Below are 16,470 nucleotides of genomic sequence, written 5' to 3'. Positions count from 1 at the left end.
GAAGTCCTTATGCTTGTGCTAAAGTATATTCATATTGGATAACTGTAAATTATAGAGAAAGTTATGATATGTATGCTTGTAATGGTATATTATTCAATCATGAAAGTCCTAGAAGAGGAGAGACTTTTGTTACTAAGAAAATTACGCATGCTATTGCTAGAATACTTAATAAAGAACAGGATAAATTGTATTTAGGAAACTTAGATTCTAAAAGGGACTGGGGATATGCTAAAGATTATGTTGAGGCTATGTGGCTTATGCTTCAGCAGGATAAGGCTGATGATTATGTTATAGCTACAGGTGAAACACATTCTGTACGCGAGTTTCTAGATGAAGCATTTGGTCTTGTTAATCTTGATTGGAAAAAATATGTAGAAATAGATCCTAGATATTACAGACCTGCTGAGGTTGATTTATTATTAGGAAATCCTGCTAAAGCTAAAGAAAAACTAGGATGGACACCAAAGACAACATTTAAAGAATTAGTAAAAATAATGCTTGAATATGATTTAAAAACTGTAGGATTAAGCTTGGATAAATTCAAAAGTTAAAAAATTCATGAGTAAAAAATTAATTTTAAAAAAGAATTTGATAGAATATCTAGTATGGCTTATTCCAGTTAAAAGTATTAGAAATAGCATAAGAATTAATTCTATTTATTTAAAAGATTTTGGGTATAAAATAAATTATAATCATTATAAAGAAAGTATTAAAGATAAAAAAACTTTCTTCATTAGAAATGATTGGGATGTAAATGAAAAAGATTTTTTAAATAACTATTTCTATAATCTTATAAAAAATAATTATATTAATGATTTAGAAATTAGCTATAATCCGGATATAGAATTTTTTGCTCCTGTTGGTAAAAGGTATTTTTTAGAAAAATCTAAAGCAAAAATAAAAATATTTTATACTGGGGAATGCGTATCAAAAAGTACTATAAACAAAATATGGTCTCAATATTATGATAACTGCATCAATGATGTTGACTTATCACTTGGATTTGATAAACTCGATGAAAATAAATATACAAATTATGTACGCTTCCCTATTTGGATATTTTATCATTTCCACGGATTATTAGATAATAAAAACTACACTAAAGATGATATAAGAAAAGTTATAGATGATATAAATAATGCTAAATCAAAAAAAAATAAATTTGCTTCATTAGTAGCTAGTCATGATGTATCTGGAATAAGAAATCAAATGTATAAGAAAATTTATAAAATAGATACTATATCATGCCCTAGCAAATTATTTCACAATGATAATACATTAAAAAAGGATTTTAATAATAATAAAATAGAATATTTAAAAGATTTTAAATTCAATATATGTCCTGAAAATACTATTAGTGAAGGATATGTAACAGAAAAACTTTTTGATGCATTCAAATCTGGAAGCATACCTATATATAATGGAGATGAAAATATAGAATTTGATTTAGTTAATAAAAATGCATTACTATTTTTCAAAAAAGATGAAGATAATAAAGAATTAATAAAAGAGATAGATAAATTAAATAAAGATGATAAATTATTTGATTCCTTTCAAAAACAAATAAAAATATATGATTCTATGATAGATTATCTTTGGGAAAGAAGAACCAAAATTTTAAATAAATTAGAAACACTTATTAATGAAAAACTAATTTAACGATTAATTGGTATTCTTAAAAATATTTCCATACCAATAGAAAGTACATTGCTCTCTAATTTATTCCATGCCTTTATCTCAGAAATATCTATTTTAAATTTTCTTGCAATAATCCAAAGGGTATCACCTGCTCTTACATGATACATTATATCTTTATATTCATAATCAGGTGGAGGCAAAGATTCAAAATATACGAATCTTCCTTCTCTTATTCTTTCCTGCTCTTCTTCATACTGTGCTAAATCAACCTGTTTAGCATTATCTAGTCCCTGAATAGGAATCATTACCTGTTGACCTATATTTAAATTTCTTGATTTCAATTTATTAATTTCAACTATAGCATTCATAGGTACATTATAAAATCTTGCCAAATGAGAAAGAGTTTCATTCATTTTTACTTCATGTCTTCTAAATGTTACTCTCTCTTCAGGTTTAATTTTACCAAATGTATCATAAAATAATTTTTCTTTACCCTCTGGTATTCTTAAAGGATATCTAACCATACCTGGAGGTGTTACTCCCCTTGCTAAATGAGGATTCAAAGCCTTCAAATCTGCGGTATCAACCTCTATCATTTTAGCAATAATAGATAAATCAGCAGCATCATCAACATAAACTAAATCTCCCTGAGGAAATACAACTTTAGGCTTATTTATTTGAAAACCAAATTTCTCAGGGTTTTTAGCTATTATAACAGCAGCAACATATTTAGGTATATATTCCTGCGTTTCCTTAGGTAAAACTCCTGCTCTTAGCAAATCCTCAAAATCATTGCTTTTAACTTCTCTAATAGCTTTTGATATTCTTCCTCCTCCAGCATTATAAGCAATTAAAGCTATAACCCAAGATTTGAAATTTTTATCAAGCCTCACTAAATGATCAGCTGCTGCTTTTGTTGAACGTTCCGGATCGAATCTGTCATCAGACCAATAATTAACTTTAAGATTATATATAGCACCTGTCATAGGCATAAACTGCCATAATCCTGCTGCTCCCGCATGAGATATAGCCTGAGGATTAAAACTGCTTTCAATAATAGGAAGATAAACTAAATCTTCTGGAACACCTTTTTCTTTAAAAACCTCTTTTATATAAGGCAAATATATTTGGGCTCTATCAATTATGGTCTGCATATAAGGCTTCCAGCTGCCTTGATATTTACTAATATAATATGAAACTCTATCGCTTCTAAAATTATTTACATCAAATCCTCTAAGTTCTACTACTTTGATATCGCGTCCTAAAGATTCTCCAAATACGCTAAGTTCATATAGATTAGCACCTTCTAATGCCTTTCTTATATACATATCAAAAGTATCACAAGAATTGACAAATAACATCATTATTATAAGGAAAATAATTATTATAAGTTTTTTTACTCTTTTAATAAGATTACCCGCCCATTTTATTTTAATATATTAAACAGTATTATTTAAAGATTTGCAAGCTGTTTATATTGTTAAAATCGGATATTATGCCTAAATAATTTAATATTCATGCAATAAAAAAGAGACGGCAGAATACCATCTCTTTATTTAATTATATTTAATAATTATTTTTCTAAATATGCGTAGAAAAATTTATGGAATCCTAATGGATTATAAACTACATCTTTTAGTTTAGGTGAAACAAGTAAAGGCTCAGTAAAGAAATAAAGCGGTATAGCCCCCATATCCTCTTCTATAAGAATTTTTTCAGCTTCATGCATAGCTTTCATTCTTATATTATTATCATCTGTAGACATAGCCTGCCCTATTAAATCATCGTATCTTTTATTACTGTATCCTCCATTATTTTGAGTATTATAACTAGTAAATAAACTCATCATAGACATAGGATCAGAATAATCAGCAGACCAATAAAGCCTTCCTATCATAAAATTTTTATCTAATAAAGTTTGTCCAAGCAAAGCATTATCTATCTGTGTAATAGTACAATCTATATTAAGATGTTCTTTCCACATTTGCTGAACTGCTTCAAATATGCCTACATGATTACCAGGATCCGTTTTAAATTCTATAACAGGAAAACCTTCTCCATTAGGATAACCTGCTTCGGCTAGCAGCTTCTTAGCCAATTCTATATTTTTAGCATATCCTTCTTTTGATATATCATATAAATTTCCGCCGTTTATTCTAAAATCTCCATTAGTATCACTAACTTCATAAGGAACCCATCCGCCTGCTGGTTTCTGTCCTCCCTTTGTAACATTTTCAACTATATAATTTCTATCTATGGCAAGCGATAATGCTTTTCTAACTCTAGGATCTTTTAAATATTGATTAGTTACATTAATAGGATAATAATATGTAGCTATAAGCGGCTTAATTTGTATTAATCCTTCAGATGTGAGAGTAGGAATATCCTGCTGAGGAGGTTCATAAGCCATATCTAATGTTCCATCTTTTATACCGGCAACAGCTGCTGCACCATTTTGCATAAATACAAAAGTTATTTTATTTGCAACTATTTCATCAGCATTCCAATATTTATCATTCTTTACCATTACTATATTTTGATCTATATTACGCTCAGACATAACATAAGGACCATTTCCTATATATGTTTCAGGGCTTAAAGTCCATTTATCACCATATTTAGATATTATATCCTCTCTTAAAGGCGAAAATGTAGGGAAAGCTATAACCTCCAAAAAATACGCTGTAGGAGCTTCTAATTCAACAACTAATGTATGATCATCAATAGCCTTAATTCCTAATGATTCAACAGGCAATTCCCCTCTGGTAATAGCCATAGCATTTTTTACCGGTTCATGCTGATAACTATATTCACTGGCTACTTTAGGATCAACCTGTCTTCTCCAACTATATACAAAATCTCCTGCAACTACTGGTTTTCCATCTGACCATGTAGAATTAGTTCTCAAATAAAATGTATATACTTTTCCGTCATCACTAATATCCCAGCTCTCAGCAACTCCTGGTACTATTTTGTTATCCCTATCTCTTATTGTTAATCCTTCAAATACATGAGATATATAAATAACTCCGTATATTTGAGCATTTAAACTTGGATCTATAGTTTTAGGTTCAACACTTAAATTTACTATTATTCCTCTGTTATTATCATTATTTTTAGAACATGACAAAGAAAAAAAAGCCATAAAAAATACAAGATATATACCAACAATATATGATAAAACAATTCTCATGCTTTTCATAATAAACCCCTTTAAATTAAACTTTTACAACTATTAATTACTAGTTTATATAATTTAAAAATGTTAGTCAAGAAAAAATGAAAAAAATATGTAAATATTATATAATTTTATTATATTTCATTTTTACATTCATTTGTATTATAAAAATCAATTATGTTTTCTATAGAAATACTTACCATATTAGATAATGCCTCATCTGTATAAAAAGCGGCATGAGGAGTTATTATAACATTATCCATCTTAAATAACTCTTCTATTATATTATCTTCTAAAATCTTATCTTTTATATTTTTATTTGCATAAAGAATTTCATTTGTATAAACATCTAATGCAGCACCAGCTATATGTTTATTTTTAAGTGCCTCAAGTAAATCAATATTATTAACTATAGCTCCCCTGCTTACATTAATAATATAAACTCCTTTTTTCATTTTTTTTATAGCATCTTTACAAAACATTTCATTAGTTTCTTTTGTTAATGGAATATGATATATTATAACATCACTTTCTGCATATAATTTATCTAATGAAACATATTCAGCATAATTTTTTATTTCATCCTTTTGAGTTCTTGAATATACAAATATATTTTTAGGAGAAAATCCTTTTAAATGCTTAATAGTTAATGTTCCTATCCTTCCGGTTCCTATAACTCCAATATTCAGATTTCTAATTTCTTTACCTATTAATCCATTACGCACATAATTTCTATTATATCCATTAATAAGCAAATTATTATAATTTCTAATAAGAGAAAGCAGTGAAAGTATTGTAAACTCACTTACAGAATTAGGAGAATACGAAGGAACATTAGCAATTCTCATTCCAACCTTTTTAGCATGATTAATATCAACATTATCAAATCCGACAGCTCTTGTACTCATATATTTAATACCATACTCTATAAGTTTATCAATAACCTTATCTGTTATTTCATCTCTTGCATTAAATAATAAAGCATCATAACCTTTTGTTTCTTCTACATTATTAATATTTAAATAATATTTATGCAAATCTAATTTTATATTATATTTTTCTTCCATGAGTTTAAAAGATTCTATTTCATCATCTAAAACAGAATATACAACTATTTTCATACTTACACCTTTGCCGAAATTTAATAAATATAAATTATAAGATAAAAATATAAATTTAGAAAATTAACCTTGGAAAAAGAATACATAAACTATAGAAATGAAAACAATTATTATAACAGCACCAAGTCCAAGCATTGCTAATTTAAATGTATCCATTTTAGGAAGCAGTTTCTTAATAAAAGATTCATTTTTTTTGGAAGAAAATTTCTCATCATCTTTTTCCGGCATAGTATATACATCTTTATTAGGATTAAATATTTTTAATTTAATAGGCTCTGATTCTTCTATTAAACAGCAATATCCTTCTATCAATTTCAATAGAATCTTTATTGATTTTTCCTCAACATTTTTTTCTAAAACCTCTGCTGGAACTAAATATTTAGAGTATTTATCCTGCTTTCCATTAAGCTCAAGATATATTATATTCTCTTCAACTGTATTAGAATTAATACTTACAATAACTTTATCTCCAGGCTGTATATCATTAATAGATTTTCCGGATATAGGATCAACTATAAATGAAGCGTTAATAAGTTTATAATTAGGCACAGAATTTGCATTTCCTGAAGCTTCATTTTTATTTTCGGAATTTACTGCTGATTGAGAATTAGACATATTTTCTAGTTCTTTATGTAAATTTTCCATAGCCAAATTAACATCATCTATACTTATGACATTATGAACTATATCAAATGTACCTATATGAAAATCCATAAATCTATTCATTGAACTGGAAAACATATCTATTATGGATATAATATTATTATTATTATGATATACAATAATATTATTTATATTTCTATCTTCTGACAAAATATTATTAATTGACTCTTTAAATTTATTTAAATATGAACTGCCTACAGTATTAATTTTATTATATATTTCTATATGTTTATACAATTCTAATAAATCAGTATATGAGTTTAAAAATTTTAATAACTTATGATCACCTGATATAACAAATGTCATATCTATAAGTTTACTATAAAACTTATCTATAAAAAATACCATATAAATATATTTATCCAAATCACTATATTCTGCTGATATTCTTATAGCTAAAACTTCTTTTTCTGCATTTATTTTTTGAGATGCCATAAAACTCATACCTATATAAAAATTAATTTTATCTATTATACTATTATATCATAGCTTAATATAATAAACAAGTGTAAAAATTAATTATATGTCAAATAAGCACTTGATTTTTTTTATTTTAATTATTATAATTGACTATTCAAAATAATTTCTTAAATGTAAGAGGGCTTTATGAGCAAAATGCAGAAAAATGCTGAGTTAATACTTGCATATATTTACAATAATAGATTAATATTTATTTCAGCTTTTGTACTTATAATAGTAATAATAGCTGGTATTTTAGTATATAGAATGAATATAGAAAGTCAGGATGAAAAAATTAATATAGACTTTGAATCTGCATTAGCATTATATAATGTATATCAGAATTCGCAATTACCAGATGATCAATTAAATAATCCAGGTTTGATAATAGATATAACAAGCAGATTTCAAAAGGTATATTCTGCTGCTAAAGGTAAAAACTTAAAATTAAGAAGTGCATATGCCTTAGGCTCAGTATATTATGATGTAGAAAATTTTAAAGAAGCAGAAAAATACTATCAGGAAGTCGCTAATGCCAGAGGATTCTATTTACAGGAAAGTGCAATATATAATTTAGCTAATACCCAAATAGATTTAAGCAATTATACTCAAGCTGCTAACACTTTAGAAAACTTCATGAAAGCATATCCTAAAAGCTATTTAATACCTCAGGCAGCTTTAACATTATCTGATGTTTATCTAGCTCAGAATGATAAAACAAAATCAATAAATATACTTAAAACATGGATGAGTCAAAATACAAATAATACTGAATATTTGAATAAATTTAAAGAAACCATAACTCTTATAGAAAATAATATTTATTGATTGTTAATCAATTTTAATCGATAAAGTAACTATATAAGGAAAAAAAATTGAATAAAAATGCTCCGCTCATAGTTCAGGGCGATGGTACTATTCTTTTGGATGTCAGCACAAAACATTTTGAAGAAATTAGAAATTTTATGCTGGTATTTGCAGAACTTGTAAAAAGCCCTGAGTACATACATACCTATAGAATAACATTAGTATCATTGTGGAATGCTGCCAGTTTAAATTATACCTCAGAACAAATAATAAGTTTTTTAAAAAAATATACATCTTATGAAATACCAAAAAATATAATAAAGCAAATAGAAACAAGTATAGAAAAGTACGGCAGAATAAAAATAATAAGAGAAAATGATAAATATTATTTAATAAGTGAAGATAAAAACATTATAGATGAAATACTTCACTATAAAGCTATGATAAAGTACATAAAATCAGAAATTAATGAAAATAAATTGGAAATAGATCCTACATATAGAGGTCATATAAAATTAGCTCTTATTAATATAGGATACCCTGTTCAAGATTTAGCAGGATATAAAACAGGTGAAACATATAATTTTAATTTAAGAAAAAACCTAGCATCAAGCGGAGATGAATTTGCTTTAAGAGATTATCAAAAGAACTCTGTAGAAGCATTTTATGCAGATGGAAAACCAGAAGGCGGTGCCGGAGTAATAGCTTTGCCATGCGGTACAGGTAAAACTGTTGTAGGTATTGCTACTATGCATAAAACACAGACAAAAACACTGATAATAGTTACAGGTGTTACAGCATGCAGGCAGTGGAGAGATGAAATTTTAGATAAAACTGATATTCCTCCTGAAGATATAGGTGAATATAACGGCTTAAACAAAGAAATAAAGCCAATAACAATAGCAACATATAAAATTCTAACTTACAGAAAAAATAAAGAATCTCCATTTGTACATTTTGAGTTATTCTTCCAGCATAATTGGGGATTAATAATATATGACGAGGTGCATTTGCTTCCAGCTCCTATTATAAAACTTACAAGCGAAATTCAGAGTATGAGAAGATTGGGGCTTACTGCTACTTTAGTAAGAGAAGACGGACTTGAAAAAGATGTATTCTGTCTTATAGGTCCTAAAAAATTTGATATACCTTGGCGTGAATTAGAGGAAAAGAAATTTATAGCAGAAGCATATTGTTATGATATAAGAATACCATTAGATGACAGCCATAGATCCGATTATGTTATATCCAGCGATAAGGTAAAATTTAGAATAGCTAGTGAAAATGTATTAAAATATACTATAGTAAAAAAGATAATAGAAAAACTAAAAGGTAAAAATATACTTATTATAGGTCAGTATTTAGATCAATTGGATGAAATGAAAAATAGAACCGGATATACGATAATTACCGGAAAAACACCTCAAAGCGAAAGAGATGTTATATATAAAAAATTTAAAACAGGTGAAATTACAACTCTTATAGTAAGTAAAGTTGCTAATTTAGCTGTGGATTTGCCTGATGCCAATGTTCTAATACAAATTTCAGGAACTTTTGGTTCAAGACAGGAAGAAGCACAAAGACTTGGAAGAGTACTTCGTCCTAAAAAAGGTGAAAATAAAAGCTATTTCTTCTCTATAATTACAACAGATACTAAAGAAGAAGATTTTGCTCATAAAAGACAATTATTCCTTACAGAACAAGGTTATCATTATGAACTTCTTGATAAAGATTCATTTGAGGAATTGGAATTCAATAATTAAAAAATTAGATTTATATAATCTTATATAACTAACCTATTGATATTCCATTTTCACATTCTTCTTTTGTTGTTAATAATACCACTTCTCCATTGTCTTTAACGGCACCTAGAACAAGACATTCAGAAAAGAAGTTGGCTATTTGCTTTTTTGGAAAATTAACAACAGCTATTATACGTCTTCCTATTAAATCTTCTTTTTTATATAATTTAGTTATCTGAGCAGATGATACTTTAGTCCCCAATGCCCCAAAATCAATTTTTAATTTATATGCAGGCCTTTTAGCTTTAGGAAAATCCTCAGCTTCTATTATAGTACCTGTTCTAATATCAAGTGCCGTAAAGTTGTCGAAACTGCATTCTTCTTTTTTATCTTCTATTTCCATTATAAACTCCAAAACAAAACTATTTATAATATTCTATTTGTATATCAAAAAATTGTCAATTATATAAAAATATAAAGTTCTTTAGTTTAGTATTAAAATTTCGATATTAGTAACACTATTAAGGAATATTTTAAATTAAATAAAAAGGCAATATTTAATGAAAGGCAAACGTATAATAATAATAGGAGCTGGACTATTGCAGGTTCCAGCTATACAAATCGCACAGGAAATGGGATTATATACAATAGTTTTTGATTATAATAAAGATGCTCATGGAATGAAAATAGCAGATTATCCAATGGTTGTATCCACTAGAGACGTTGATGGAAGTGTAAGGGCTGCTAGAGATTTAAGTCAAAAAATGGAAATACATGGAGTTATTACAGTAGGTACTGATGCTTCTACAACTGTTGCTGCTGTTGCCAATGCTTTGGGATTACCTGGCAATAGATTTGAAGATGCCTATGCGGCATCCAATAAAATTAGAATGCGTGAGAGATTTAAGAAAAATAATGTTCCTCAGCCTAATTTTTTCCCTGTATGGAATTATGAAGAAGCTATGGAGGCATATAAGCATTTAGATAAACCGGTTGTTGTTAAGCCTGCTGATAATATGGGAGCCCGCGGTGTAATGAAAGTATCAAATGAAAATGATATATTAGCTGCTTTTAATAGAGCAAAAAGTGCATCGCCTTCCGGAGAAGTTATAATAGAAGAATTTATGGATGGCCCAGAACTTTCTATTGATATGCTTATATATAATGATGAAATATATGTTACCGGAGTTGCTGATAGAATTATAGAATTTCCTCCATTTTTTATAGAAACAGGACATATTATGCCTTCTGCTTTAGAAAAAGAAAAACTAGATGATGCTATTAATGTAATGAAAGCAGGTATAAAAGCATTAAATCTAAAAATTGGTGCTGCTAAAGGGGATATAAAAGTAACAAAAAATGGTGCTATGGTTGGTGAAATTGCTGCCAGACTTTCCGGCGGATTTATGAGTGCCTATACCTACCCTCTTGCTACTGGTGTAAATTTAATAAAAAATGCAATAGAAATAGCTTTAGGAAATCCTCCAAGTGATTTAAAACCAAAATGGGATAAAGTATCAGTTGAAAAAGCATTTCTTCCAGGAACCGGTATAATAGAATCTATAGAAGGTATTGAAAATGCTAAAAAAATAGAAGGTGTTAAAGAAGTATTTATAAAAACAAAAGCCGGAGATATATTAGTTACTCCTACAAACAATCTTGAAAAAGCTGGTAATATAATAACAGTTGGAAATACAAGAGATGAAGCTGTAGCAATAGCAAATAAGGCTATGAGTGCTGTACATTTCAGACTTACAGATGAAAAAAATCTAACAATAGAAGAAATAAAAAGAATTGCTCAGGAAAAACTTGCTTCTAAATATAATGCAAGCTATATATTTAAGGTTAAAGCTGATGAAAAAACTGGTTTATCAAATTACTGTTTTACACCAAATATTATACATGAAGAAAAAGATGTAAATTTAGAAACTACCCTATTTAATATGCATGTATCTCAGCCTATAATAATAGATACTATTCATAATTTAAAAGAAGTTATAGATGGAATTATAGACATAAGAGAATATTATGAAATATTAATGGATACTGCTTCAAATTGCGAAGTATTAACTATACTAAATGATTTTAATAATGAAGAATTATTTGAATTATCAATAAGAACTATTAAAGGCAATAAAAGAGGGATAATAATGCTGGATGCCAATAATCCGCAGGAAGTATTAGCTCAAAGATTAAGAGAGGCAGAAAAAAATGGTGCTTGTGCTGTTGGCATAGATTTCTCATATTGCTATAACTTAAACTCTTTAAATAAAGTGTACATAAAAAGTGAAAAAGAATTATCAAAAATGATAAAACAAATAGATATTCCAATTATCATAAAAGGAATATCTAGCGATAATGACATTCATAATGTTCATTCTTCGCATGCAAATAGTGTATATTTTTCAAATAATAACAAGTATGCATTAAAAGGTATAGAAAAAGTTGCCGATACTATAAATAGAGTGGCGTTTAATTTGCATAATAATCATAAAATGCAAATAACCATACTTGCAGAATCTCCTAGATATGGAGTTGATGTATTTAAATATTATACATTAGGAGCTAATGCTGTTTGTGTAACAGAAGAAAGTTTTATTGCTGCTATAAGCAAAGGCAGAAAAGGACTTGAATATGTTTTATACTCCAATAAATTAGAATTGGAGAAAATAATGAAAGTATTTGGTCAGGCTGCTCCGAAATATAATAATACGATATGGCATAAAAATTAGGTAATTATTTATGGAAGCTAAACAAATAAACTTGTCAAAATCATACATATACGGTTTCTTTGCCGCTATGATAAGTACATTGATATACAGTGCCGTTATTATACCTATTTACATACTGCTAATATCATCAAATCAGCAAAATTTTATGGTATATTTATTGTATGCTCTTGACGTATGGGTATGGATATGGATTGGTATATCTATATTATATGCATTCATAATAGTATTAATGCAGCCTACTAAAACATATAGTTCATTAAGTAAAAGTATAGAGAATTTACTTTTCTTTATAGTTACTTCATTGATAATTATACTGTCTCTTAGTTATGTACCAGAAATACAAAAACTTTTATATAAAAAAGACTATACATTTTACAGCAGTATATTGGCTGTAGGATTATTTTTCATATCAATACAATTAGCATACAGCATAAAGAAATTAATTATATTTATGTATAAAACTATATTATATAATTTAGGATATAGTATAGTAGAAGATGAAATATTAGATTCAGATAATGAAGATGAAAATGATGAAAACTACAGTACTATAAAAATTAGAAATGCAGAATATGAAATATTTTCTAATACTATAAAAAATATTATAGCATTTTCACAAAGATACAAGCATGCTGTTGGAATAATAGCTTTCGGTATATCAAATAATGAATCTATAATAGAAGATTTTGGAGTTGATGGATATAACAAAATTAAAGATGAACTGATTAAGGCAATAAAGAAAAATGCCAGAATAGGTGAAAATCAATGCTTGGTTAATGAAAATGTTATATATTCAATAATATATGCTAATGAAGAGGAATCTTGGAAAGCTACAAAAAGATATTATAAAGCATTAAAAAATTATAACTTTGAATATAATGGTGAAAGTGTAGATATTAATATATCTATGGCTGTAAGCGGATTTGATTTTTCAAATAATAAATCGAATAAAATGTCAGTTTATGTCATTAAAGAAAATTTAATGAAAAAAATTAAAGACGCTTTAAATGAATCAGAAGAAACTGGAAGTCCAGTTATATATTATGAATAATAAAAAGGGAAAAGAATCGTGGAAGCTTCATTAATTATAATATTAGTGCTAATAGTTTTATTGGGTTTCGCAACCAATTATGTTATAAAAAGCGGGTCATATCCTATAAAACTAAAAAAAATTGTTCAGGCTTATAATGATCAAAATTATGATGTAGCCATGAGAGAAATAAATAATTTAGACCCTAAGTATAAAAAAGATGCAAATATATTGTGGATGAGTGCTAATATATATTATAAGCAGCAGCAGTATATACTGGCTATGGCGGCATTACAGAATATGATAGATGGAGCATATTTCTCTAAAGAATTAACAGAATTAACTGTAAGAGAATTCTTAGCAAAAATATATGAACAAACAGGCAATACTAAAAAAGCAATAGATGAATATGATATGATTACAAAAATAAGAGATAATGATTATGATTCTCTATTCAAAGCAGGTAATGTTTGTTATCAATATGGAGAATGGGTACAAGCTCAAAAATATTTATCATTAGCTGTAGGACATAATGACAGCAATCCTCAGTTATTATACATGTTGGCATACTGTTTTTATAAAATACGTTCATACCATGCAGCTCAGCAAAATATAGAAAAAGCTATAGCATTGGATTCTACAAATGCACAATATCACCTATTACTTGGTGAAATATTATCTTCAAGCAGAGACTTCCAAAATGCTATTAAAGAATTAGAAATTGCTTATGACAGTAATGAGATATCAGATAAAGATAGTATATCTTTAAATCTTGCTAATTCATATTATGAACTTGGAAATTATAGTAAGGCAAGAGAATATTACGGACAGGTATTAAATAAAGAAAATGTACCTAATGAAAAAGTAGTAGATGAAAGATACAGATATGCAGAAACTTTGGTTAAAAATAAACAATTTGAAGCTGCTGTAAAACAATGGGAAATAATAAAATCAATTAGAAATATATACTTAGATGTTGATCAGAAATTAAAAACATATAGTTCTATCATTGCCAATAATGCATTCAGAACTGCTTTGGAAATGGATATTATAGAATATTTGGAAAAGTATTTCTACAGAATATTAACATTAAATGGTTATGTAGTTACAGATCATACTAAAAAATCAGATACATTAGTATTTTTCGTTACTATAAAGAAATTTGGTTCTGAGGGACAATCATATAAGAGTACATTTGCATTAGATACTTCCGGATATCCTATGAGACAGGAGACTGTAGATCAATTTATGGAATATGCAAGAGTATATAAGAGTGCTCACTCATTCTTAATAAGTATAGGTGACTTTGCCCCTAACCTAAAAATTGATGATACAGTAATGATTATTGAACCAGAAAGATTTGAAGCTATTATTGAAGGTGTTATATCATTCAGTGATTAATGTAAGTAAGATTAGCTCATTTATTATACTCTATTAATAAAAAAGGTTATGATAATTTTTTATCATAACCTTTTTTAAGTTCAATTAAAATCTATTATTAATTTAAACCTAAAGAAACTATTACAAAGTTTTTAATGTTTGCAGCAGCACCTGCTTCTTTAGATATTTCATCTATCAAACTTTTAATAGATATTTTGTTGTCAGTAAATAATTTTTGGTCTATAAGAACAGACTCAGAATACCAAGAACTCATTTTACCTTCAACTATTTTTTCTACCATATTTTCTGGTTTTCCAGCATCTCTAACTTGTTTTTCAAATATTTCTTTTTGCTCTTTAACAGCATTTGCATCAATGCCTTCTCTATTTAAAGCTAAAGGTTTTTCACTAGCAACATGCATAGCAATTTGATCAGCTATTTCCTGACATTTTCCTTTAGGCTTAACATCAAATTCAACTACAGCAACTAGTTTATTGTTAAAGTGAGCATAAGTACCGAAGAAACCGTCTGTTTTCATAACTTTTACATCTGCAAGAACAGTTTTTTCACCCCATTTCTGTATACCTTCATTTATCATGCCTTGAATAGTATCTCCGTTAGGACCTTTAGCATTTAAAAGTGCATCTACAGAAACATCAGAAAGCTCCATAGCTGTATTTGAAATTGCTTTAGCTAAATTTATGAATAATTCATTTTTAGCAACAAAATCTGTTTCACATTGAAGTTCTATACAAGCAACTTTAGTTTTATCATCATTAACGCAAAAACCTATAGAACCCTCTTTAACTGTACGCTCATTTTTTTTAGCAGCAACAGCCGCACCTTTTTCTTTAAGAAGGCGAATTGCCTTATCCATATCACCATCAGTTTCCTGAAGAGCCTTTTTGCAGTCCATTATACCTACACCAGTACGCTCTCTAAGTTCCTTGATAGTATCCATACTAATATTTGCCATTAATTTTATCCTTTATATTAAAATATTTTATTTATAGTTTTCAAATTAATTATCATCTTCCTGAGAAACACCATACTGTTCAGCAATAGCCTCAGCAGCTTCTGTAGCACTATTATCATAAACTTCTTCAACTATCTCAGAAGAAGAATCTGTTTTAGCTAATGTTTCTTTACCTGCTTCATTTTGTCCTTCTATAACAGCAGAAGCAACAACACCTGCAAATAAGCTGATAGCTCTAATAGCATCATCATTACCAGGTATAGGATGATCTATAACTTCAGGGTTACAGTTAGTATCAACAACAGCAACAACTGGTATTCCTAATTTTCTAGCTTCGCTTACAGCAATAGCTTCCTGCATTGGATCTATTACAAAAAGCATATCTGGTAAATTTTCCATATCTTTAATACCAGCAAAGTTTTTCTCTAATCTTTCTTTTTCTTTAAGAAGAAGTATAACCTCTTTTTTAGGAAGTTTATCAAATGTACCATCAACCTCTTCTTTTTCTATTCTTTTAAGTCTTGCAATACTTTTTTTGATAGTAGCAAAATTTGTAAGCATACCTCCAAGCCAGCGATTATTAACATAGTACATATCGCATTTCTCAGCAGCTTCTTTTATGCTTTGTGATGCTTGTTTTTTAGTTCCAACGAAAAGAACATTTCCGCCGTTTCTAGCCATTTCTTTAACAGCATCATAAGCTTTTTTAACATAAGTTAAAGTTTTCATAAGGTCAATGATATA

General features: G+C 27.9%; 14 protein-coding genes. 7 read left to right on the top strand and 7 right to left on the bottom strand.

Translation table 11 applies throughout. The annotated features are described in order from the left end of the window. The coding region (locus Q0J90_RS05510) for a GDP-mannose 4,6-dehydratase (protein ID WP_297276946.1) at nt 1-551 on the top strand (551 nt) is incomplete at its 5' end. Nucleotides 552-558: 7 nt separating this feature from the next. Then, on the top strand, nt 559-1,659 hold the full coding sequence (locus tag Q0J90_RS05505; protein WP_297276945.1) for a glycosyltransferase family 10: 1,101 nt from the start codon (nt 559-561) through the stop codon (nt 1,657-1,659). Here the strand turns inward: Q0J90_RS05505 and Q0J90_RS05500 are convergent. From Q0J90_RS05500 to Q0J90_RS05485, 4 genes are all read right to left on the bottom strand, one after another. Beyond that, nucleotides 1,656-2,999 carry a lytic transglycosylase domain-containing protein gene (locus Q0J90_RS05500; protein ID WP_297276947.1) on the bottom strand — a complete coding sequence of 448 codons (1,344 nt, stop codon included), beginning with the start codon at nt 2,997-2,999 and terminating at the stop codon, nt 1,656-1,658. The two genes, Q0J90_RS05505 and Q0J90_RS05500, sit on opposite strands and share 4 nt — an antisense overlap. A gap of 212 nt (nt 3,000-3,211) precedes the next feature. Continuing rightward, nucleotides 3,212-4,840 (bottom strand): peptide ABC transporter substrate-binding protein, encoded by a 1,629-nt coding sequence (locus Q0J90_RS05495; RefSeq protein ID WP_297276944.1) that lies wholly within the window; start codon nt 4,838-4,840, stop codon nt 3,212-3,214. A 110-nt stretch (nt 4,841-4,950) separates the two neighbouring features. Continuing rightward, entirely contained in the window at nt 4,951-5,937 is a 987-nt protein-coding gene (locus tag Q0J90_RS05490) for an NAD(P)-dependent oxidoreductase (RefSeq protein ID WP_297276943.1), read from the bottom strand. Between the two features lie 63 nt (nt 5,938-6,000). Continuing rightward, entirely contained in the window at nt 6,001-7,035 is a 1,035-nt protein-coding gene (locus Q0J90_RS05485; protein WP_297276942.1) for a hypothetical protein, read from the bottom strand. Nucleotides 7,036-7,206: 171 nt separating this feature from the next. On the opposite strand from Q0J90_RS05485, the gene Q0J90_RS05480 reads away from it, so the two are divergent. Both Q0J90_RS05480 and Q0J90_RS05475 read left to right on the top strand, forming a co-directional pair. Continuing rightward, entirely contained in the window at nt 7,207-7,887 is a 681-nt protein-coding gene (locus tag Q0J90_RS05480) for a tetratricopeptide repeat protein (protein WP_297276941.1), read from the top strand. A 47-nt stretch (nt 7,888-7,934) separates the two neighbouring features. Continuing rightward, entirely contained in the window at nt 7,935-9,629 is a 1,695-nt protein-coding gene (locus Q0J90_RS05475; RefSeq protein WP_297276940.1) for a DNA repair helicase XPB, read from the top strand. Nucleotides 9,630-9,657: 28 nt separating this feature from the next. On the opposite strand, the gene Q0J90_RS05470 is transcribed toward Q0J90_RS05475, so the two are convergent. After that, entirely contained in the window at nt 9,658-10,011 is a 354-nt protein-coding gene (locus Q0J90_RS05470; protein WP_297276939.1) for a tRNA-binding protein, read from the bottom strand. A 157-nt stretch (nt 10,012-10,168) separates the two neighbouring features. Between Q0J90_RS05470 and Q0J90_RS05465 the strand changes: the two genes are divergently transcribed. The 3 genes from Q0J90_RS05465 to Q0J90_RS05455 are packed head-to-tail and all read left to right on the top strand — an operon-like array spanning nt 10,169 to nt 14,771. After that, the gene (locus Q0J90_RS05465) at nt 10,169-12,340 is read left to right on the top strand and encodes an alpha-hydroxy-acid oxidizing protein (RefSeq protein ID WP_297276938.1); all 2,172 of its coding nucleotides are present in this window, start codon (nt 10,169-10,171) and stop codon (nt 12,338-12,340) included. A gap of 10 nt (nt 12,341-12,350) precedes the next feature. Continuing rightward, entirely contained in the window at nt 12,351-13,391 is a 1,041-nt protein-coding gene (locus tag Q0J90_RS05460; RefSeq protein WP_297276937.1) for a hypothetical protein, read from the top strand. A gap of 18 nt (nt 13,392-13,409) precedes the next feature. Further along, entirely contained in the window at nt 13,410-14,771 is a 1,362-nt protein-coding gene (locus Q0J90_RS05455) for a tetratricopeptide repeat protein (protein ID WP_028328592.1), read from the top strand. Nucleotides 14,772-14,868: 97 nt separating this feature from the next. Here Q0J90_RS05455 and tsf read toward each other — a convergent pair whose 3' ends face one another. Both tsf and rpsB read right to left on the bottom strand, forming a co-directional pair. Continuing rightward, a complete protein-coding gene (gene tsf / locus Q0J90_RS05450) occupies nt 14,869-15,726 on the bottom strand; it encodes a translation elongation factor Ts (RefSeq protein ID WP_297276936.1) in 858 nt (285 codons plus the stop codon). 45 nt (nt 15,727-15,771) lie between these two features. Further along, the coding region (rpsB, locus tag Q0J90_RS05445) for a 30S ribosomal protein S2 (protein ID WP_297276935.1) at nt 15,772-16,470 on the bottom strand (699 nt) is incomplete at its 5' end.

The organism is uncultured Brachyspira sp., from assembly GCF_944390595.1.
Taxonomy (GTDB): Bacteria; Spirochaetota; Brachyspiria; order Brachyspirales; family Brachyspiraceae; genus Brachyspira.
Note: the sequence above shows the minus strand (reverse complement) of the source record. Positions and strands in the feature narration are given on the sequence as shown.

Excerpts from the sequence above, each read along its gene's own strand:
- Q0J90_RS05505 (WP_297276945.1), top strand. The coding sequence starts at position 559 with ATGAGTAAAAAATTAATTTTAAAAAAGAATTTGATAGAATATCTAGTA.
- Q0J90_RS05500 (WP_297276947.1), bottom strand. The coding sequence starts at position 2,999 with ATGTTATTTGTCAATTCTTGTGATACTTTTGATATGTATATAAGAAAG.
- Q0J90_RS05495 (WP_297276944.1), bottom strand. The coding sequence starts at position 4,840 with ATGAAAAGCATGAGAATTGTTTTATCATATATTGTTGGTATATATCTT.
- Q0J90_RS05490 (WP_297276943.1), bottom strand. The coding sequence starts at position 5,937 with ATGAAAATAGTTGTATATTCTGTTTTAGATGATGAAATAGAATCTTTT.
- Q0J90_RS05485 (WP_297276942.1), bottom strand. The coding sequence starts at position 7,035 with ATGGCATCTCAAAAAATAAATGCAGAAAAAGAAGTTTTAGCTATAAGA.
- Q0J90_RS05480 (WP_297276941.1), top strand. The coding sequence starts at position 7,207 with ATGAGCAAAATGCAGAAAAATGCTGAGTTAATACTTGCATATATTTAC.
- Q0J90_RS05470 (WP_297276939.1), bottom strand. The coding sequence starts at position 10,011 with ATGGAAATAGAAGATAAAAAAGAAGAATGCAGTTTCGACAACTTTACG.
- Q0J90_RS05465 (WP_297276938.1), top strand. The coding sequence starts at position 10,169 with ATGAAAGGCAAACGTATAATAATAATAGGAGCTGGACTATTGCAGGTT.
- Q0J90_RS05460 (WP_297276937.1), top strand. The coding sequence starts at position 12,351 with ATGGAAGCTAAACAAATAAACTTGTCAAAATCATACATATACGGTTTC.
- tsf (WP_297276936.1), bottom strand. The coding sequence starts at position 15,726 with ATGGCAAATATTAGTATGGATACTATCAAGGAACTTAGAGAGCGTACT.